The 18444-nt window shown below is 70.3% G+C and carries 19 protein-coding genes and 1 pseudogene; 18 read left to right on the top strand and 2 right to left on the bottom strand.

The window, feature by feature from the left end; all coding sequences use genetic code 11:
- The first annotated feature begins 58 nt into the window (after positions 1–58).
- The 15 genes from MYK68_RS18115 to MYK68_RS18045 all read left to right on the top strand — a co-directional run bounded on the left by MYK68_RS18115 (position 59) and on the right by MYK68_RS18045 (position 13869).
- On the top strand, positions 59–1681 hold the full coding sequence (locus MYK68_RS18115; protein ID WP_247865133.1) for a bifunctional uroporphyrinogen-III C-methyltransferase/uroporphyrinogen-III synthase: 1623 nt from the start codon (positions 59–61) through the stop codon (positions 1679–1681).
- A 51-nt stretch (positions 1682–1732) separates the two neighbouring features.
- On the top strand, positions 1733–2734 hold the full coding sequence (hemB, locus tag MYK68_RS18110; protein ID WP_247865132.1) for a porphobilinogen synthase: 1002 nt from the start codon (positions 1733–1735) through the stop codon (positions 2732–2734).
- Positions 2735–2737: 3 nt separating this feature from the next.
- The gene (locus MYK68_RS18105) at positions 2738–3334 is read left to right on the top strand and encodes a hypothetical protein (RefSeq protein WP_247865131.1); all 597 of its coding nucleotides are present in this window, start codon (positions 2738–2740) and stop codon (positions 3332–3334) included.
- Positions 3331–3783, top strand: coding sequence for a hypothetical protein (locus MYK68_RS18100; protein ID WP_247865130.1), 453 nt, complete (start codon positions 3331–3333; stop codon positions 3781–3783). The genes MYK68_RS18105 and MYK68_RS18100 overlap by 4 nt, the downstream gene beginning before the upstream one ends.
- Entirely contained in the window at positions 3783–4529 is a 747-nt protein-coding gene (gene mce1N / locus MYK68_RS18095; protein ID WP_247865129.1) for a transport-regulating membrane protein Mce1N, read from the top strand. Before MYK68_RS18100 ends, mce1N begins: the two co-directional genes overlap by 1 nt.
- Entirely contained in the window at positions 4526–5419 is an 894-nt protein-coding gene (locus MYK68_RS18090; protein WP_247865128.1) for an SGNH/GDSL hydrolase family protein, read from the top strand. Before mce1N ends, MYK68_RS18090 begins: the two co-directional genes overlap by 4 nt.
- Before the next feature lie 9 nt (positions 5420–5428).
- Positions 5429–5920: a hypothetical protein gene (locus MYK68_RS18085; RefSeq protein WP_247865127.1), complete on the top strand. Its 492-nt coding sequence runs from the start codon at positions 5429–5431 to the stop codon at positions 5918–5920.
- Positions 5917–6471 carry a hypothetical protein gene (locus MYK68_RS18080; RefSeq protein WP_247865126.1) on the top strand — a complete coding sequence of 185 codons (555 nt, stop codon included), beginning with the start codon at positions 5917–5919 and terminating at the stop codon, positions 6469–6471. Before MYK68_RS18085 ends, MYK68_RS18080 begins: the two co-directional genes overlap by 4 nt.
- 117 nt (positions 6472–6588) lie before the next feature.
- Positions 6589–7959, top strand: coding sequence for a glutamate-1-semialdehyde 2,1-aminomutase (gene hemL, locus MYK68_RS18075; RefSeq protein WP_247865125.1), 1371 nt, complete (start codon positions 6589–6591; stop codon positions 7957–7959).
- A 28-nt stretch (positions 7960–7987) separates the two neighbouring features.
- The gene (locus tag MYK68_RS18070) at positions 7988–8614 is read left to right on the top strand and encodes a histidine phosphatase family protein (RefSeq protein WP_247865124.1); all 627 of its coding nucleotides are present in this window, start codon (positions 7988–7990) and stop codon (positions 8612–8614) included.
- The gene (locus tag MYK68_RS18065) at positions 8611–9225 is read left to right on the top strand and encodes a TlpA family protein disulfide reductase (protein WP_371307184.1); all 615 of its coding nucleotides are present in this window, start codon (positions 8611–8613) and stop codon (positions 9223–9225) included. The genes MYK68_RS18070 and MYK68_RS18065 overlap by 4 nt, the downstream gene beginning before the upstream one ends.
- Positions 9222–10025, top strand: coding sequence for a cytochrome c biogenesis CcdA family protein (locus MYK68_RS18060; protein ID WP_247865123.1), 804 nt, complete (start codon positions 9222–9224; stop codon positions 10023–10025). Before MYK68_RS18065 ends, MYK68_RS18060 begins: the two co-directional genes overlap by 4 nt.
- The gene (resB, locus tag MYK68_RS18055; RefSeq protein ID WP_247865122.1) at positions 10022–11710 is read left to right on the top strand and encodes a cytochrome c biogenesis protein ResB; all 1689 of its coding nucleotides are present in this window, start codon (positions 10022–10024) and stop codon (positions 11708–11710) included. Before MYK68_RS18060 ends, resB begins: the two co-directional genes overlap by 4 nt.
- A 50-nt stretch (positions 11711–11760) precedes the next feature.
- The gene (gene ccsB / locus MYK68_RS18050; RefSeq protein WP_247868097.1) at positions 11761–12753 is read left to right on the top strand and encodes a c-type cytochrome biogenesis protein CcsB; all 993 of its coding nucleotides are present in this window, start codon (positions 11761–11763) and stop codon (positions 12751–12753) included.
- Between the two features lie 267 nt (positions 12754–13020).
- Entirely contained in the window at positions 13021–13869 is an 849-nt protein-coding gene (locus MYK68_RS18045) for a 3-hydroxybutyryl-CoA dehydrogenase (RefSeq protein ID WP_283255317.1), read from the top strand.
- Between the two features lie 165 nt (positions 13870–14034).
- Here the strand turns inward: MYK68_RS18045 and MYK68_RS18040 are convergent, their stop codons facing one another.
- Positions 14035–14178: a hypothetical protein gene (locus MYK68_RS18040; protein WP_247865120.1), complete on the bottom strand. Its 144-nt coding sequence runs from the start codon at positions 14176–14178 to the stop codon at positions 14035–14037.
- Positions 14179–14217: 39 nt separating this feature from the next.
- A complete protein-coding gene (locus MYK68_RS18035; protein ID WP_247865119.1) occupies positions 14218–14424 on the bottom strand; it encodes a BldC family transcriptional regulator in 207 nt (68 codons plus the stop codon).
- Between the two features lie 179 nt (positions 14425–14603).
- On the opposite strand from MYK68_RS18035, the gene MYK68_RS18030 reads away from it, so the two are divergent.
- The 3 genes and pseudogenes from MYK68_RS18030 (at position 14604) to MYK68_RS18020 (ending at position 18371) form a co-directional block, all read left to right on the top strand.
- A complete protein-coding gene (locus tag MYK68_RS18030; RefSeq protein WP_247865118.1) occupies positions 14604–14957 on the top strand; it encodes a DUF4229 domain-containing protein in 354 nt (117 codons plus the stop codon).
- Between the two features lie 44 nt (positions 14958–15001).
- A pseudogene (locus tag MYK68_RS18025) lies at positions 15002–15625 on the top strand (ABC transporter ATP-binding protein); the annotation flags it as partial.
- 193 nt (positions 15626–15818) lie between these two features.
- The gene (locus MYK68_RS18020) at positions 15819–18371 is read left to right on the top strand and encodes an FtsX-like permease family protein (RefSeq protein ID WP_247865116.1); all 2553 of its coding nucleotides are present in this window, start codon (positions 15819–15821) and stop codon (positions 18369–18371) included.
- The last annotated feature ends 73 nt before the right edge of the window (positions 18372–18444 follow it).

The following is an 18444-nucleotide window of genomic DNA, read 5'->3' as shown; positions in this document are numbered from 1 at the left end:
GACGGCTCCCGCGTGAACGAACTGCAGCCCCGCGGGCGGGGCAGGAGAGTGCTGACGCATGAGCCGTACCAAGAATGCTAATCCCGGCCGGATTCTGTTCGTGGGGTCGGGTCCCGGTAACCCGGATCTGCTGACTGTGCGCGGCAAAGAAGTACTGGTCAACGCGACGGTCGCCTTCGTCGATCCCGACGTGCCCGCCTCGATCGTGGGCCTGATCGGCTCCGCGCAGAGCGTCGCCGCCGAGGTCCCCGAACGCGCCGGCCGCAAGGCCGCCGCCGACACCGAGCCGCCGGCCCCGGTCGAGGAGGCCGAGCAGGTGGTGCGACCGGCACTGGGCGACCCGGCGCAGGTCGCCAAGACCCTCGTCACCACGGCGCGCACCGGCGTCGACGTGGTGCGCGTGGTGTCCGGTGATCCGATGACCACCGACGTGGTGCTCGCCGAGATCACCGCCGTGGCCCGCACCACCGTCGCCTTCGAGGTGCTTCCCGGACTGCCGCACGCGGCCGTCGTGCCGGGTTTCGCGGGCCTGCCGCTCGGCTCCGGCCACACCGTCGCCGATGTGCGCGGCGAGGTCGACTGGGCGGCGCTGGCCGCCGCGCCGGGCCCCCTGGTGCTGCACGCCACCGACGGTCACCTCGGCGAGGTCGCGAGCGCGCTGACCGAGCACGGCCTCGCCGCGCAGACGCCGGTCGCCGTCACCGTCAACGGCACCACCTGCCAGCAGCGCACCGTGGAGACCACCCTCGCGGCGCTCACCGAGCAGGCGGCCGGCCTGGCCGGCTCGCTGATCCTGACCGTCGGCAAGCTCGTCGGCCAGCGCGCCAAGTTCTCCTGGTGGGAGTCGCGGGCCCTGTACGGCTGGACCGTGCTGGTGCCGCGCACCAAGGACCAGGCCGCCGACATGAGCGAGCGGCTGATCGGGCACGGCGCCATCCCGCGCGAGGTCCCGACCATCGCCGTCGAGCCGCCGCGCAGCCCGGCCCAGATGGAGCGCGCGGTCAAGGGCCTGGTCGACGGCCGCTACCAGTGGATCGTCTTCACCTCCACCAACGCCGTCCGCGCGGTCTGGGAGAAGTTCGCCGAATTCGGCCTGGACGCCCGCGCCTTCTCCGGCGTCAAGATCGCCTGCGTCGGCGAGGCGACCGCCGCCAAGGTCCGCTCCTTCGGCGTCGAACCCGAGCTGCTGCCGACCGGCGAGCAGTCGTCGCTCGGCCTGCTGGAGGTCTTCCCGCCCTACGACGAGATCTTCGACCCGGTCGACCGAATCCTGCTGCCGCGTGCCGACATCGCCACCGAGACGCTGTCCGAGGGCCTGCGTGAGCGCGGCTGGGAGATCGACGACGTCACCGCGTACCGCACCGTGCGGGCGGCCCCGCCGCCCGCCGAGACCCGCGAGATGATCAAGACCGGCGGTTTCGACGCGGTCTGCTTCACCTCGAGTTCGACGGTCCGGAACCTGGTCGGCATCGCGGGCAAGCCGCACGCGCGCACCATCGTCGCCTGCATCGGCCCGAAGACCGCCGAGACGGCCATCGAGTTCGGGCTGCGCGTGGACGTGCGCCCGGAGAACGCCTCGATCCCGGATCTGGTCGACGCGCTCGCCGCGCACGCCGCCGCGCTGCGTGCCGAGGGGGCGCTGCCGCCGCCGCGGAAGAAGTCGCGCCGCTCGCGGTCCTGATCCCGGGCCCGTTCAGCCCGCTCTCAGTGTCGACTTCGTACGATTGAGGGCATGGATCGTCCCGTGATTCGTCCCCGCCGCCTGCGCGGCACCCCCGCCATGCGGCGGCTCGTCGCGCAGACCCGGCTCGATCCGGCGCAGCTGGTGCTGCCGATGTTCGTCGCCGACGGCATCGACGCGCCGCGGGCCATCGTCTCGATGCCCGGCGTGGTGAACCACACGCTCGACTCGCTCCGCGTCGCCGCCCGTGCGGCCGTCGACGCCGGTGTCGGCGGCCTGATGCTGTTCGGCGTGCCGAAACCCGAGGACAAGGACGCGAGCGGGTCGTGCGGGGCGCGCCCGGACGGCATCCTGAACCGCGCGCTGAGCGTGCTGCGGGCGGACCTCGGCGACACTACGGTCCTGATGGCCGACACCTGCCTGGACGAGTTCACCGATCACGGCCACTGCGGCGTGCTCGACGCCGACGGCCGCGTCGACAACGACGCGACGCTGGAGCTGTACCGCGAACTGGCGGTCTCCCAGGCGCGCGCCGGGGCGCACGTCGTCGCCCCGAGCGGCATGATGGACGGCCAGGTCGCCGCGATCCGGGACGCGCTCGACACCGCCGGGTTCTCCGGCGTCTCGATCCTCGCGTACACCGCCAAGTACGCGTCGGCCTTCTACGGCCCGTTCCGCGAGGCCGTCGGGTCGTCGCTGGAGGGGGATCGTCGTACCTACCAGCAGGATCCGGCCAACCGCAGCGAGGCGGTGCGCGAACTGCTCGCCGACCTCGACGAGGGCGCCGACATGGTGATGGTGAAGCCGGCGATGAGCTACCTGGACATCGTGCGCGACGTCGCCGACCTGTCGGACCGGCCCGTCGCGGCCTATCAGATCTCCGGTGAGTACTCGATGATCTGTGCCGCCGCCGAGCGCGGCTGGATCGACCGGGAGGCCGCCCTCGACGAGGCCGTGCTGTCGATCGTGCGGGCCGGTGCGTCGATCGTGCTGACCTATGCCGCGGTCGAACTCGCCGGCCGACTCTCCGCCATCCACCTGACTAACCTGTAAATCATGACCGTTCCGTCGCTGCCTCCACGCGCCCCGGCGCCGCCGGTGCCGTCGGCCGGCCCGGGGGAACGCCCGGCCCGCCCGGAGAGCGTGACCGCGGTCCTGCAGCTGGCGCCGGTCTCGATCGTCGCGGGGCTGGTCGCGTTCATCGGCGACTACCCGTCGGTGCGGGCGCAGGCGCGCGAGTCCGCGCAGAAGTACGCCGCGCAGCAGGGCAGACCGGAGTCGGTCGACGGCTACCAGACGATGCTGGCGCTCGGCAGCATGGTGGTCTCGGCGGTCATCGTCCTCGGCGTGGTGGCGGTGGGGCTCACGATGATGCTGCGCGGCCATCGGTGGGCGCGGATGCTCGTCGGGCTGCTCGGCGCGGTGACCGCGGTGACGATGGTGTTCGACGTGGCCGGCATCGATTTCGGGCTGTCGAACGGTGCTGCCGATGTGCCGCTGCCCGCCTGGGCGACGGTGGCCCAGATCGTCGGCGGAGTGGCCGCGATCGGTATCGCGGTGGCCGCGATGCACCCGGATACCATGCGCTATGTCGATACGCTGGCCAAGCGGCGCGGCCGCACCACCAGTTCAGGACGAGGGAGTCGATCATGACCGATGCGGCGGCGGCGAAGCCGGATCCCGCGCGACGGCCGAACACGGTGCGGTGGGCGCTGCGGCTGTGGCTGACCTCCGGTGTCCTGCTGATGATCCTCGGCGTGATCTCGATCATCACGTCCGCGTTCGGTGCGGGCTGGCATCTCGGTGATCTGGCGGTCGCGGTGATCGTCGTCGGTATCGGCCTGGTGTACGCGTCGCTCGCGCGCAAGGCCTACTGCCAGCCCCAGTGGCGGGGCTCGCTGGCCGCGTTGACCGTGGTGGTCGTGATCATGGTGCTGGTGCTGACCATCGGCTATCAGTCGCCCGGGCTGGCCGTGGTCCTCGCCGCCGCGGTGGTCGGTCTGGCCGGGTCGATCCTGGCCTACCGGCCGGATGCCGATGCGTGGTTCAACTGCCGGCTGAACCGCCTGGCGGCCGCCGCCGAGTCCGGGAAGGACGAGTAGTGGCGGACGACGCCGATCGCGCCGAGCATGATGATCGAGCGGAGCATGATGATCGAGCGGAGTCGAGATCAGACGACGCCGATCGAGCAGAGCCGCCCCTCGATGGTCGCCCTTCGACCGCGTGTCGTCGCACGCTCCGCCACGCATGCTCAGGACCCGCGGAGTCGAGATCGACCCGCGCCGATCGAGCGAAAGCCCGCCGGGGGCCCGAAGAGGCGAGATCGGAAGAGCCCGACGCCGTCGCCGACGAACCGGTCGTCGACGAGGGCGAGGTCCTGTTCTACGAGCCGGGCGGCAGCTGGCGGGTAGTCGCGATCGGTCCGGTCCTGATCGGCGCGATCCTCATCATGGAGATATTCGGCAAGGGACAGGTGCATTGGCCGGTCCTGTCGATCTTCTTCGTCATCCTGGTGGGCTTCTCGGCATTGCAGGTGGTGGCCGCGCGCCAGCACGTCAGCGTGCGGCTGACGGAGACCACGCTGCGCCAGGGCGCGCAGACCATCCCGCTCAGCGCGATCGCCGAGGTGTACCCGGAGAACCGGGGCGGTGAGCACCAGAAGTGGGAGAGCGCCCGCGCTCTCGGCGAGCTTCCCGGCGTGCCGCGCCGGCGCAAGGGCGTCGGAGTGAAGCTGAAGAACGGGAAGCTGGCGCAGGCCTGGGCGCGCGACGTCGACCGCTTCCGGACCGAGCTCACCGAGGCGCATCTCGCGGTGAAGATGGGCCTGGAGCCGAAGAAGCGGTCGTGACCCGGCGTCGCTGGATGCTGCTCTCGGCGGCGGTGCTGGTCGTGCCGGTCGTGATCGCGGTGGTGCTGGTGGTCCGCCGGCCCGCCGAGCCGGTCGAGGCTTCGCCGTCGACCTCCCAGACCGGCGAGCCGTCCGCGGCCGTCCACGCCCACCTCGGCGACAGCTACGCCGCGGGCACCGGGTTGAAGCCGCTGGTGCCCGACTCGTCGCTGCTCTGCCAGCGCGGCACCGCGAACTTCGGCGAACTCCTGGCCCGGCGGCGCGGCTGGGCGCTGACCGACGTCTCCTGCGCCGGTGCCACCACGGCGAACCTGCAGGAGGGCCAGTACGAGGGCGTCGGCCCGCAACTCGATGCCCTGTCGCCGAAGACCGAGACCGTCACGCTCACCCTCGGCGGCAACGACGCGAAGCTGTTCTCCACGGTGGTCGGGGAGTGCACTCGTCTCGGCCGCACCGATCCGTCGGGCGCCCCGTGCCGCCGCAGCCTGGGCGACACCCTGACCGCGGCGATCTCGACACAGGTGCGGCCCGCCCTGACCTCCGGTTTCCGGGAGATCGCCGCGCACGCACGCCGCGCGCGGGTGTTCGTGGTCGGATACCCGTGGCTGCTGTCGGCGAGCGGCTGCTTTGACGTGATCCCGATCGCCGCCGGCGACGTGTCGTACGTGCGGGGTGTCCAGCGGCAGCTGAACGACGCCGTGCGCGAGGCCGCGAAGGACGCGGGAGTGGTCTACGTGGACATGTCGCGGCGCTCGGCTGGGCACGACGCCTGCGCGGGCCCGGCGCGCTGGATCACCCCGGTCGGCAAAGGGGTCGGCTCGATGCACCCCAACGCCGCGGGCCAGGCGGCCATGGCCGACGCCGTCGCCGCCGCGATGGCCGGTCACTGATCCGGGCCGGTGCGGCTGCCTGCCGGTGACGCCGGGCTGGTCGTGCACGACCGGAAGGAGGATCCTAGACCTATGAGCACGAGCCTGGACCCGTCGACCGAGACGGCGGTCACCACCTACGCGGATTTCGCGCGGCTGTGGCGCGCTCGTGCGGATCTTCGGGGTGACCCGTCATTCGCCGTCCGGGTGCTGAGGGAGAGCGTGCTGCAAGCTCAGCGAATGCCTCCCGGCCCGGAGTTGGACCGATTTCATGCCGAGCCGCCGACCGTCGGCTCGACCGGCTGGGATGCGCTGGTGGCCGGCGCGGCGGTGTTCACCGGTGCGGGCCGGGTATCGCGTGGCGTGCTGGACTGGACGCGATCGCCGGATCGATGGAGTCGCGAACTGTTCGATCCCCTCGGCGTGCCCGCGAAGTATCTCCTTCTCGAAAGCCTCCGCACGCCTGCCGCGCTTCGTGAGCGGAACGTCATCTTGTCCATCGGTAACCTGCAGGGGGTGTGATCGAGGTGCCCGAGATCGAATTCACCGCGGACCAGATCGACGAACTCCTCGGTGCGCTGGAGGAGGAACTGCGTCGGCGCGGTCTGGCGGGGATCATCTTCATCGTCGGCGGTGCCGCCATGGCGCTGGCCTACAACGCATCGCGATCGACCGGCGACATCGACGGTGTTCTGCGCCCGCGCGACGATCTACTGGCGGCGGCGGATGCGGTCGCCGCCGAGCGCGGCCTCCCGAAACACTGGCTATCCGACGGTGTCACGCAGATACACATGCCTGATCGCGCCGATCCAGACCCGATCACCCGGGTGATCGGCCCGGCACTCACCTTCGAGATCGCCTCCGCGGAGTATGTCCTCGCGATGAAGGCGATGTCGACGCGGCACTCCGACGGCGACCTTCGGGACGCCGCCGAACTCTGCCGCCTCCTCGGGATTTCCGACGAGCACCAGATCGAGCAGACGGTCCGGAGGTTCTACGGCGGCGACGTCTCGGTATTCGGTGCGCAAGAACTGTGGTTCGACAGGATCGCCGAGCGGGTCCGCGACGAGTGACGGGCGCCGGCGATCCGGGGCTTCCGCAGTGAGATGCATCCCCCGAAAACGCCCGGAGCTGGCCTTCCGGTCGCGCGCGATTGGGAGCCCGCGCGCACATTTGGAACACTGGAGGTCATGGTCCGTCCTTCTGCCCTCCCCGAGCAGGCCACCGTCGCCAGTGCCGGGCTCTTCGCCCGGGCGAGCGACGCCATCCCGGGCGGGGTGAACTCGCCGGTCCGCGCGTTCTCCGCGGTGGGCGGAACACCCCGCTTCATCAAGTCCGCGTCCGGATACACGCTGACCGACGTCGACGACAATCGGTACGTCGATCTGGTGTGCTCGTGGGGGCCGATGATCCTCGGCCACGCCCACCCGGCGGTCGTGGAGGCGGTGCGCACGGCGGCGACGAGCGGACTCAGCTTCGGCGCCCCGACCGAGGCGGAGATCGCCCTGGCCGAGGCGATCATCGGGCGCGTCGACCCAGTCGAGCGCGTCCGGCTGGTCAACTCGGGCACCGAGGCCACCATGTCCGCGGTACGACTCGCCCGCGGCTTCACCGGCCGCAGCAAGATCATCAAGTTCGCCGGCTGCTACCACGGCCACGTCGACGCTCTGCTGGCCGACGCCGGCTCGGGTGTCGCCACCCTGGGCCTGCCGACCTCGCCGGGTGTCACCGGGGCCTCCGCGCACGACACGCTCGTCCTGCCGTACAACGACCTCGACGCGGTGGCGCAGGCCTTCGAGCTGCACGGCGACGACATCGCCGCGGTGATCACCGAGGCCGCCGCGGGAAACATGGGCGCCGTCGCCCCGCTGCCCGGCTTCAACGCCGGCCTGCGCGAGCTCACCCGCCGTCACGGTGCACTGCTGATCATGGACGAGGTGATGACCGGGTTCCGGGTCAGCCCGTCCGGCTACTTCGGGCTCGACGGCGTGGCCGGTGACCTCTACACCTTCGGCAAGGTGATGAGCGGCGGCCTGCCCGCCGCGGCCTTCGGCGGCCGCGCCGACGTCATGAATCACCTCGCCCCGGTCGGTCCCGTCTATCAGGCGGGCACCCTCTCCGGGAACCCGGTGGCCGTCGCCGCCGGCCTCGCCACGCTCGAGCACGCGACCGCCGAGGTCTACGCCGCGCTCGACGCCAACTCGCTGCGTCTGCAAGCGCTGCTGGGCGAGGAACTGACCAAGGCAGGCGTGGCCCATCGCGTGCAGGCCGCGGGCAACCTGTTCAGCGTGTTCTTCCTCGACGACGCGTCGTTCCCTTCGACAGGCTCAGGGGGCGGTGGCCAGATCGCCGACTATGCGTCGGTGAAGGCCACCCAGACCTGGCGCTTCGCGCCCTTCTTCCACGCCCTGCTGGCCGGGGGCGTGTACCCGCCGCCGAGCGCCTTCGAGGCGTGGTTCGTATCCGCGGCACTCGACGACGACGCCTTCGCGCGCATCGCCGATGCCCTTCCGGCCGCCGCGGCAGCGGCTGCCGCCGCCGTCCCACCGGCGGCCTCATGACCTGCCCAGTGGCTCGACAAGGAGCGAAATGAAGACGATCGTCCACATGATGCGCCACGGCGAGGTCTACAACCCCGACGGGATCCTGTACGGCCGGCTGCCGGGCTTCCGGCTCGCCGACAACGGCCGCGCGCAGGCGCAGGTGGTCGCCGACACCCTCGCCGACCACGACATCGCCGCCGTCTTCGCGTCGCCGCTGCAGCGCGCCCAGGAGACGGCCACCCCGATCGCGTCGAGCCACGGCCTGACGATCCGCACCAACGACGACCTCATCGAGGCCGACAACCAGTTCGAGGGCCTGCGGGTCTCGGTCGGCGACGGCGCGCTCGGCAAGCCGCGGCACTGGGCCAAGCTGCGCGACCCGTTCACCCCGTCGTGGGGCGAGCCGTACATCCAAATCGCGCATCGCATGCTGTCGGCCGCCAACGTCGCGCGAGAGGCCGGCGCCGGCCACGAGGTGGTCTGTGTCAGCCACCAGCTGCCGGTCTACACCCTGCGCCGCTTCCTCGAGGGCCGTCGTCTGTGGCACGACCCCCGCGTCCGGCAGTGCTCGCTCGCCTCGCTGACCAGCCTCATCTACGACGGCGACGAGCTCGTCGACATCGTCTACACCGAGCCGGCCGGCGCCTCCGATCCCCGGATCACCGGCGCGTGAACGGCGTGCATCCCGCTGCCGGGCGCCGCATCCTGGTCGCGCTCACGGCGCTGATCTGCGGCGCGCTGGTGATCAGCGGCTGCAGCACCGGCGACGACGCCGTGGTGCAGGGGCAGGGCAACCAGATCGTCGCCCCCGGCGGTAAGACGGTGATCACCTATGCCGCGAAGGATCGCAAGCCGATCGGCAACGTCTCCGGCCCCGACCTGCTGACCGGGCAGACGATCGACCTCGACTCGTACCGGGGCAAGGTCGTGGTGGTCAACGTGTGGGCGTCCTGGTGCCCGCCGTGCCGCAAGGAGGCGACCGACCTGGAGCAGGTGTTCACCCAGACGCAGGCCAAGGGTGTGCAGTTCGTGGGCATCAACTTCCGTGACGACAAGGGCTCCGCGCAGGACTTCGTCCGCGACCGCGGCCTCACCTACCCCTCGATCTACGACTACGGGGGGCGGAGCCTCGCGGCCCTGCGCGTCCCGGTCGGCGCCGTCCCCACCACCGTGGTCCTGGATCGGCGGTTGCGCCCGGCCGTCGTCTATCTGAAGTCGGTCGGCCCGGACGAGCTGCGCGACGCGATCGACCGCGTGCTCGCCGAGGAGCAGCCCGCGCAATGACGTCGATCCCGCTGGCGAGCGTCGCCGACACCTTCGCGAACACCGCGTCCTCCGGGCCGCTGCTGCTCGCGCTGGGGGTGTGCGTGCTCGTCGGCCTGGTGTCGTTCGCGTCGCCGTGCGTGGTGCCGCTGGTGCCCGGTTACCTGTCGTACCTGGCCGGACTCGTCGGCGCCGAGGCGCCGGCCGTGGTGCCGGGGGAGGCCCCCAAGAAGGGCCGGATGCGGGTGCTCGGCGCGGCGCTGCTGTTCGTGTTCGGGTTCACCGTGGTCTACGTGCTGATGACGGTGGCCTTCTTCGGGCTCACCGGCGCCCTGTACAACGAGGACCGCCTGCTGCTGTTGCAGCGGATCGGCGGCGTCGTCGTCATCCTGATGGGCCTGATCTTCCTCGGTGCCATCCCGATGCGGGACCGGCAGCTGCCGATCATGCAGATGTCCAACTGGATCGGCGCGCCGCTGCTCGGCGCCGTCTTCGCGATCGGCTGGATCCCCTGCAGCAGCGCGACCCTCAGCGCGGTGCTGCTGACCGCGCAGGGCACCGAGGGCATGACGGTGTTCCGCGGCACCCTGCTGGTGGCGGGCTACTGCTTCGGCCTCGGCCTGCCCTTCCTTATCCTGGCGTTCTCGTCGGCGTGGGCGGTCCGCAGCCTGGGCTTCCTGCGCCGCAACGCCCGCGTCATCCAGCTGGTCGGCGGCGCCCTGATGATCGTCGTCGGGGTGCTGCTGTTGTTCGGCTGGTGGAACGACATCATCGACTGGATCCGGATGCGACTCGTCTTCGACATGGAGCTGCCGATATGACCGCCACTCTTCCGGCCCCGCCGCGCCCCGGCCCGGCCCGCCCGAATCCCGTCGTGCGCTGGGTGATCCGCCCGCTGCGCAAGGCGTGGCGCGAGCTGACCTCGATGCGCACCGCGCTGGCGCTGCTCTTCCTGCTCGCGCTCGCCGCGGTTCCCGGCGCGCTGCTCCCGCAGCGCGAGCTGAACGAGGCCAAGACCGAGCGCTACATCGCCGCCAAGGGCACCTTCGGGGTCTGGATGGACCGCGCCGGCCTGTTCCACGTCTTCTCGTCGCCCTGGTTCACCGCCATCTACCTGCTGCTGTTCATCTCCCTCGTCGGCTGCATCACGCCGCGGATCTGGGAGTTCTACCAGCAACTCCGCGCCCAGCCTGTGCCCGCGCCACGCAATCTCAAGCGGCTCCCGCGGCACATCACCGAGACCGTCGACGGCACCCCCGACGAGCTGGCCGACCGGATCGGCACCAACCTGCGCGGCTGGCGCAAGAGAACCCGGACCATCGAGCCGAACAAGCAGTACCCGGACGGCGCCGTCGAGATATCCGCGGAGAAGGGCTACCTGCGCGAGGCCGGGAACCTGGTGTTCCACATCGCGCTGGTCGCCATGCTGGTGTCGATCGCCCTCGGCAAGCTGTGGGGCTACGAGGGCACCCGCACGCTCGTCGCCGGCGACGACCAGGTCCTCTGCAACACCTCCACCGCCGTGTACGACTCGTTCCGCTCCGGCGCCATGGTCGACGGCACCGGCATGGGCGGCTTCTGCATCAAGGTCGACGACTTCGAGGCCACCTTCCTGCCCAACGGCCAGCCGGACATGTACACCTCCAAGGTGTCGTACACGACCGACGTCAACGCGCCGGAGGACACCTGGAAGCGCACCACCATCAAGGTGAACCATCCGCTGCGGATGGACGGCGAGCGCATCTACGTGCTCGGCAACGGCTTCGCCCCCACCTTCACGGTGACCTTCCCGAACGGGGAGAAGCGCACCCAGACCGCCCCCTACCTGCCGCAGTCCACCCAGACCATGCTGTCGGAGGGGGCGATGCGCTTCGACACCCCGGCCGGGATGTATCCGGATGAGGACACCCGCCGCAAGCACCAGATCGCGATCGACGGCCTGTTCGCCCCGGACCCCGTCTACCACTCGACGCTGCTGATGTCGCAGTCGGCGATCGTGCACGACCCGGCCGTCGCCATCCGCGTCTACGAGGGCGACGCCGGACTCGACACCGGCCGCGCGCAGAGCGTCTACACTCTCGACCGCGACCTGATCGACCAGGGCCGGCTGGTCCGCAAGGCCTCGGTCAACCTGACCGTCGGACAGTCCACCACCATCCCGGGTCCCTCCGGCGACACCGTCGTCACCTTCGACGGCTACAAGCGCTGGGTTTCCATGCAGGTCAGCTACGACCCCGGCCAGGACTGGGTGCTGGTCTCGGCGATCGTCATGCTGGTCGGGCTGGTGGTCTCGCTGGTGATCCGGCGTCGCCGGATCTGGGTCCGGCTTGTCCCGATTGCTCCCGGAACCGTCGACGACGATGGAGCGCAGGGCGATCAGCGACGTACTGTAGTAGAGGTGGCCGGGCTGGCCCGGACCGATCAGGCCGGCTGGGGCGAGGGCTTCGAGGAACAGGCCCGCGGGCTGCTGGTCGAGGGCGGCCGTGCCGCCGTCGGCAAGTTGTGAGTCTTGAGGCACGAGTGGAGAACTGAGGAGTCGGGCACGTGAACACGGACATGGCCGCCTACGTCAACGAGACGCTGGGCCGCTACTCGGATCTGCTGTACGGGACCGCACTGGGCGTCTACATCCTCGCGATGCTGATGTTCCTGATCGCGCTGGGCATGCAGAGCACCAATAAGAAGGCGTTCGCCGAGGTGGCGGTGGCCGACCGGGAACTCGTCGGTGCCGCCGCCGGTTCCACGGCCGGTTCGGTGCCCATCGCCGGGGACCGCACCCCGGGCCGGATCGCCGGGCCGGAACGCAAGCTCCGTCGCCCCCGCGCCGCGGTGCTCAGCGCCGCCGCGTACCCGGTGGTCTTCGTCGGTATCGCCGCGCAGATCGCGTCGATCGTGTTGCGCGGCCTGGCGACCGAACGCATGCCGTGGGGCAACATGTTCGAGTTCATCTCGCTGACATGCGCCGCCGTCGTCGTCGGTGGACTGGTCGCCCTGCGTAAGGCCGAGTACCGGCCGCTGATGGGCGTGGTGCTGGTGCCCGTCAGCCTGATGATGTTCATTGCGGGTAAATGGCTGTACGCCCAGGCGGCACCGGTGGTGCCGTCGCTCAAGTCGTACTGGCTGGCGATCCACGTCTCGGTGATCTCGATCTCGTCCGGCATTCTGCTGGTGTCCGGTGTCCTGAGCCTGTTGTTCCTGGCGCGCGAGCGCTGGCCCGAGCGGACCGACTTCCTGCCCCCGGCCGCCGCGATGGACCGCGTCGCCTACAAGTGCGTCGTCGTCGCGTTCCCGCTGTTCGGCCTGGGCGTCGTGTTCGGAGCGATCTGGGCCGAGTCGGCCTGGGGCCGGTTCTGGGGCTGGGACCCGAAGGAGGTCGTGAGCTTCATCGCGTGGATCGTCTACGCCGCCTACCTGCACGCCCGGGCGACCGCAGGCTGGCGCACCGCCGCCGCCTGGATCAACGTCGCCGGCTTCGCGACCCTGCTGTTCAACCTGTTCGCGATCAACCTGGTGGTCTCCGGCCTGCACTCGTATGCCGGAGTCAGCTGACACCGAACCCGCGAAGGGGCGAGACCCCAAAGCTCGTCGAGCCGATCGAGACAATAGGCGAGATCGTGCCTGGCCCTGAGCGGTCGAAGGGGCGAGACCCCTATAGCTCGTTGAGCCGGTCGGGCCGCCAAGCAAAGATCGAGACCCCCATAGCTCATTGAGCCGGTCGGGCCGCGAAGCAAAGATCGAGACCCCTGTAGCTCATTGAGCCGATCGAGCCGCTAGGCGAGATCGAGTCGAAATGATCCAACCGAAATGGAGAATGAATTGAAGAATGTCGGAGTGATCGGCGGCGGCACCATGGGTGCCGGTATCGCCGAGGTCCTGGCCAAGGCCGGATCGACCGTCCGCGTCCTGGAGCGCGCGGAGGCCGTCGACGCCGCCCAGGAGCGGATCGCCAAGAGCCTGGCGCGCGGCGTGAAGGCCGGCAAGCTGAGTCAGGAAGACGCCGACGCCGCCCTCGCGCGCGTCACCGTCACCACCGAGATCGACACCTTCGCCGACAGCGACCTGGTGATCGAGGCGATGCCGGAGATCGAGTCGCTGAAGCTGGAGTACTTCCACAAGCTCGACGAGATCATCCGCCAGGACGCGATCCTGGCGACCAACACGTCGTCGATCCCGGTGATCCGTCTGGCGAACGCCACCAAGCACCCCGAGCGCGTGCTCGGCATGCACTTCTTCAACCCGGTGCCGGTGATGCCGCTCGTCGAGATCGTCACCACCCTCAAGGTGGACCGCGCCGTGGTCGACAAGGTGGCCGCGTTCGCGACGGACACCCTCGGCAAGCGCACCATCGAGTCCAAGGACCAGGCCGGCTTCATCGTCAACGCGCTGCTGATCCCGTACCTGACCAACGCGATCCGCATGTACGAGTCGGGCTTCGCCAGCGCCGAGGACATCGACGCGGGCATGGTCAACGGCTGCGGCCACCCGATGGGCCCGCTGCGCCTGTGCGACACCGTCGGCCTCGACATCTGCCTGGCGGTCGCCGAGTCGCTGTTCGCCGAGTTCGGCCAGCCGCACTACGCTCCGCCGGTGCTGCTGCGCCGCATGGTCGATGCCGGCTACCTGGGCCGCAAGACCGGTCGCGGCTTCTACGACTACGCCAAGTAGATCCCGGATCTGTCCTGACCGTGACGTCACCCCGGCGGCGGCGCCGCCATCGCCCCGGAAGCCCAGGCCGGGTCCGCCGGCCGCGGACGCTACGTCACAGTCGGGACAAGACGACCACGTGAAAGGGCGCCCACGGATCTCCGTGGGCGCCCTTTCACGTCGCGATCACAGCTTGCGCAGGAACTCGGGATCGTCGTCCGGGCCGCGCGGTGCATCGCGCCGCGGAGTCGGGGCCTTGGGCGACCGCGCGATCCGCCAGACGACGAAAGCCACCGCGATCACCACGATGAGGACGTACACGAGAGGCATTCCTCCACGGTACCCGTCGCGGCGGCGGGGACGGTCGGCTCAGCGGTTGAGCAGCGCCACCACGTCGGCCTCGCGGAAGCGGCGATGTCCGCCGGGCGTCCGGATCGAGGGCAGCACACCGGTGCTGGCCCAGCGGGCGACGGTCTTGGGATTCACGTTGAACATCTCGGCGACCTGACCCGGCGTCAGATTGTGCTGGCGTGCCAGGGTCGGGGTGATCTGGGTGGGATTCTCGGCGATGGTCATCGCTGCCTCCATTGGTTCGACGTGAACATGTCCCGTCGGGACGTTCTGTTGGTCGACTCCATAAGTACACCGCGAAGTACCAGGTGCTCGAATGGTCAGTAAACGGTAAAGAGTCGGTAATGTCCGACTGGCGAGGTTCTGTTTCGGCCCCGGCAGCGCGGCGACGTAGGCTGAGGGGCATGACTGACGACCAGGCCGGATCCGCCCGCGGCGACCTTTCGAGCACCGACGAAGCCCCCGCGAAGAAGGCGACGATCGGCTCGCTGATCGGCTGGATCGCGCTGTACTCGGCGGTCCGGCTGGGCCTGGTGGTGGTGATCGCTTTACTCATCATCGGCGTCGGGCTGCTCTTCGGCGTCAAGGTCTGGGTGGTCGCCGCCCTCGCGTTCGGCGTGGTGATCGCGATCCCGCTCGGCATGGTGCTGTTCAAGCCGCTGCGTCTCAAAGTCAACGCGCAGATCACCGAGATCGACGCGGACCGCGCCGCGCGCAAGTCCGACCTTCACGCCCGGCTGCGCGGCGACGGGCAGTAGACGTGGCGCTCGTCGAGGCGACCGACCTGGTTCGCGAGTACCGGATGGGTACCGAATCGGTCCGGGCCCTCGACGGAGCGAGCCTGCGGCTGGACGGCGGTCAGTTCGTCTCGGTGATCGGCCCGTCCGGGGCGGGCAAGTCGACGCTGCTGCACATCCTCGGGGCGCTCGACACCCCCACCTCCGGATCGATCGTCGTCGACGGGGTGGAACTGGGGTCGCTGAACGACGACGCCGCCTCCGAGTTCCGGCGCCACCGCGTCGGGTTCATCTTCCAGTTCTTCAACCTGGTCCCGACGCTGTCGGCGTGGGAGAACGTCGCCCTGCCGAAGCTGCTCGACTCGACCTCGCTGGCCGCCGCGAAACCCCGCGCGGTGGAGCTGATGGAGCGGGTCGGGCTCGGGGGCCGCATCGATCATCGCCCGGCCGAACTGTCCGGTGGACAGATGCAGCGGGTCGCCATCGCGCGCTCGCTGATCATGGACCCGAAGATCGTGCTGGCCGACGAGCCGACCGGCAACCTGGACTCCAAGACCGGCGAAGACGTGCTCGAACTCCTCGCCGAGGTCGCGCACGACCGGCCCGATCGCCTGGTGCTGATGGTCACGCACGACGCGCATGCCGCCGACTTCAGCGACCGGGTGATCACCGTCCGCGACGGCAAGGTCATCGATCCGTCCGAGGAGGGGGCGACAATCCCCGCGACGCAGGACCCGCTTCGACCGCGCGTCGTCGCAAGCTCCGACATGGGCGCTCAGGACCCGCGGAGCCGAGATCACGCGCTACCGGTCCCCGGCGCACCGTGGATGACCGGCCCCATTCCCCGCGTCGGCGACAGCGGCCGGCACCGGGCGGAATGACGTGCCCCGCTCACCGGCGCGCCTCTCGTTCTTCGCCGGGGCCCGGGCCGCGCTGACCCGGGTCCGGGTCCTCAACCTGCGTGAACTGGCCGGGCATCGGCTGCGGGTGATCACCTCGCTGATCGTGGTCGTGGTGTCGTCCGGTCTGCTGATCGCGGTCCTCGGGGCATACGGCTCGATGTCGGAGACGGTGCGCCAGTTCAATGCCGCGATCTCCGGGAACGCCACCGTCGAGGTCGCCGCCATCGCCGACACCGGCGTGGACGACGATCTCATCGGCGAACTCCGCGAGAAGGTCACCGACGCGAAGGCCGTCGTGCCGCTGGTGCGCGGCACCGTGATGATCGACGGCCGACAGACCACGCTCCTCGGCTCGGATGCGCGCGTCGCCTCGCTGTCGCCGAAACTGCGCGCCGCGATGGGCTCGGGCCGGTCGATCGACCTGAACGCGCTCGACGACGGGATCTTCGCCGGCCGCGCCACCGGACTGCACAAGGACCAGCGCCTGTCGATCAGCGGCGTCGACGTCCGGGTGCTCGACGTGATCGACGATTCCGGCACCGACGTCCTCAACGGCGGACGCTTCGTCTTCGCCTACCTCGGCCTGGCGCAGCGTCTCGCCGGTCTCGGGGGAGCGGTCGACTCCATCATGATCGTGCCCAAGCCCGGGGTGTCCGACGCGGCGCTGCGGACGCAGGTGGCGGGGGTCGTCGACGGCCGGGCCAGCGTGGTGAATCCGGACTTCCGGGTCAAGCAGGCCGAGGTGGCGAGCTCGGTGACCCGCGATTCGACCCTGCTGGTCTCGCTCGTGTCGCTGATCATCGCGGGCTTCCTGGTCTTCAACACGATGAACATGGCCGTCGCCTCGCGGAGGCAGTCCCTCGCCATGATCCGTGCGCTCGGCGCGCGCCGCCGCCACCTGGTGGGCGACCTGCTCGCCGAATCGGCGGTCTTCGGTCTGGCCGGCGGTCTCCTCGGCGTGCCGGTCGGCGTCCTCGCCGGGCGCTGGGCCGTCGGACGGCTGCCCAACGCGGTCGGGTCGACGACGTTGCAGGTGGCCTACCACCTGCCGTGGTATGCCGCGCCCCTCGCCGTCGCGGCCTGCGTGGTGGCGTGTATCGGGGCCACCGCCCTGGCGGCCCGGTCGGTGTTCGCGGTCGATCCGGTCGAGGCGATGGTCCCCGGGGCCGCCGCCGACGCCGAACCGCCGAATCGCCGCCTGCTGATCGGGGCGGTCGCGGCGGGCACGGCGACCGTGATCGGTGCCTTCGTGATGGCGCGGACGGCGCAGGGCCAGATCGCACTCCTCGCCGGAGTCGTCTACGCGATCGGCGGTATCGTCGTGTGCTTCGGTCTGACGGTGCCGATGGTGCGCGGGGTGGTGGCGGTCTCCCGCTGGTTCCGCGGGCCCGGCCGGCTGGCCGCGGTCAACTCCGAGAGGGCGCCGCGCCGGGTCTGGGCCACGGTGATGACCGTCGGCGTGGCGATCGCCGTCGGGATCGGTATCTCGGGTGCCCTCAGCAACATGGTCGGCTCCATCTCCAATTCGCTCGCCGGACTGAGCGATCCGGACATCTACGTGTCGTCGCGGGCCGCGAACGACGTCCCCGTCGGCCCGATCCTCAACCCGGAGATCGCCGAGCAGGTGGCGCGGGTGCCGGGCGTCGACCGGGTGGTCGGAGGGCAGTGGGCCACGGTCAACCTCGGCGACGCGCGCGCTCTGCTGCAGGGGCTGGAACCGGGTTCGGCGGCGCCGTTCATCCGCAAGGCGTCACCCGAGGCGGTGCGGCAGACGCTCGACGGCGAGGGCATCCTGCTCTCCCGGGTGCTTGCCCGGACCCTGGATGTGAAGGTCGGCGACACGCTCCGGCTGGCGACGCCGACCGGTTACCACGAGCTGGTCGTGCGCGACACGGTCAACTACGTGACCATCGACTCCGGGACCGGAGCGATCTCCTCGACGCTGATGGCCGAGTGGTTCGGTCGGCCCGGCAGCACGTACCTGCAGGTCTTTCTGAAGCCGGATACGGACGTCGCGCAGGCGAAGGCCCGGATCGGTGAGATCGCCGCGAAGTATCCGGGAGCGGGCGACCGGCCGGTCTACGTGTACACCGGCGCCCAGGCCCTGGCGGCGACGCAGCGGTCGGTGCAGCAGGCCGGGGCGTTCACCGTCGCGATCCAGTGGATCGTCGCCGGAGCCGCCGCGATCGCTTTGCTCAACACGCTGCTGCTGTCCGTCCTGGAACGACGCCGCGAGCTCGGCGTGCTCCGCGCCATGGGGGCGTCGCGGCGGTTCGTCACCCGGATGGTCCTGGCCGAGGCCGGATCGGTCGCCGTCGTCGGCGCGCTGATCGGCGTCGTCCTGGGGACGGGGCTGCACGTGATCGCCGACAAGATCCTCGCCGAGACCACGTCCATCGACATCATCTACCGCCCGCTGTGGTCGTCGGCGGGTTACGTCGCCACCGCGGCCGCCCTGTGTCTGCTCGGCGCGATCGTCCCCGCCGCACGCGCCGCCCGGATGAACATCAGCGAGTCGATCCTCTCGGAGTGAGCCCGCCGCCGAACACGGCGGTCGGGCGGAAGCACTCCATGATGGTCCAGCGGAGCACCATGCCGGTCGAGCG

Source organism: Gordonia sp. PP30, from assembly GCF_023100845.1.
Taxonomy (GTDB): domain Bacteria; phylum Actinomycetota; class Actinomycetes; order Mycobacteriales; family Mycobacteriaceae; genus Gordonia.
The sequence above is the reverse complement of the archived record's forward strand: the minus strand, read 5'-3'. Positions and strand labels throughout refer to the sequence as shown.

Bases quoted from the DNA above. Each gene is read 5' to 3' on its own strand.
- MYK68_RS18115 (WP_247865133.1), top strand. From the start codon at position 59: ATGAGCCGTACCAAGAATGCTAATCCCGGCCGGATTCTGTTCGTGGGG.
- hemB (WP_247865132.1), top strand. From the start codon at position 1,733: ATGGATCGTCCCGTGATTCGTCCCCGCCGCCTGCGCGGCACCCCCGCC.
- MYK68_RS18105 (WP_247865131.1), top strand. From the start codon at position 2,738: ATGACCGTTCCGTCGCTGCCTCCACGCGCCCCGGCGCCGCCGGTGCCG.
- MYK68_RS18100 (WP_247865130.1), top strand. From the start codon at position 3,331: ATGACCGATGCGGCGGCGGCGAAGCCGGATCCCGCGCGACGGCCGAAC.
- hemL (WP_247865125.1), top strand. From the start codon at position 6,589: ATGGTCCGTCCTTCTGCCCTCCCCGAGCAGGCCACCGTCGCCAGTGCC.
- MYK68_RS18070 (WP_247865124.1), top strand. From the start codon at position 7,988: ATGAAGACGATCGTCCACATGATGCGCCACGGCGAGGTCTACAACCCC.
- MYK68_RS18060 (WP_247865123.1), top strand. From the start codon at position 9,222: ATGACGTCGATCCCGCTGGCGAGCGTCGCCGACACCTTCGCGAACACC.
- resB (WP_247865122.1), top strand. From the start codon at position 10,022: ATGACCGCCACTCTTCCGGCCCCGCCGCGCCCCGGCCCGGCCCGCCCG.
- ccsB (WP_247868097.1), top strand. From the start codon at position 11,761: ATGGCCGCCTACGTCAACGAGACGCTGGGCCGCTACTCGGATCTGCTG.
- MYK68_RS18040 (WP_247865120.1), bottom strand. From the start codon at position 14,178: ATGCCTCTCGTGTACGTCCTCATCGTGGTGATCGCGGTGGCTTTCGTC.
- MYK68_RS18035 (WP_247865119.1), bottom strand. From the start codon at position 14,424: ATGACCATCGCCGAGAATCCCACCCAGATCACCCCGACCCTGGCACGC.
- MYK68_RS18030 (WP_247865118.1), top strand. From the start codon at position 14,604: ATGACTGACGACCAGGCCGGATCCGCCCGCGGCGACCTTTCGAGCACC.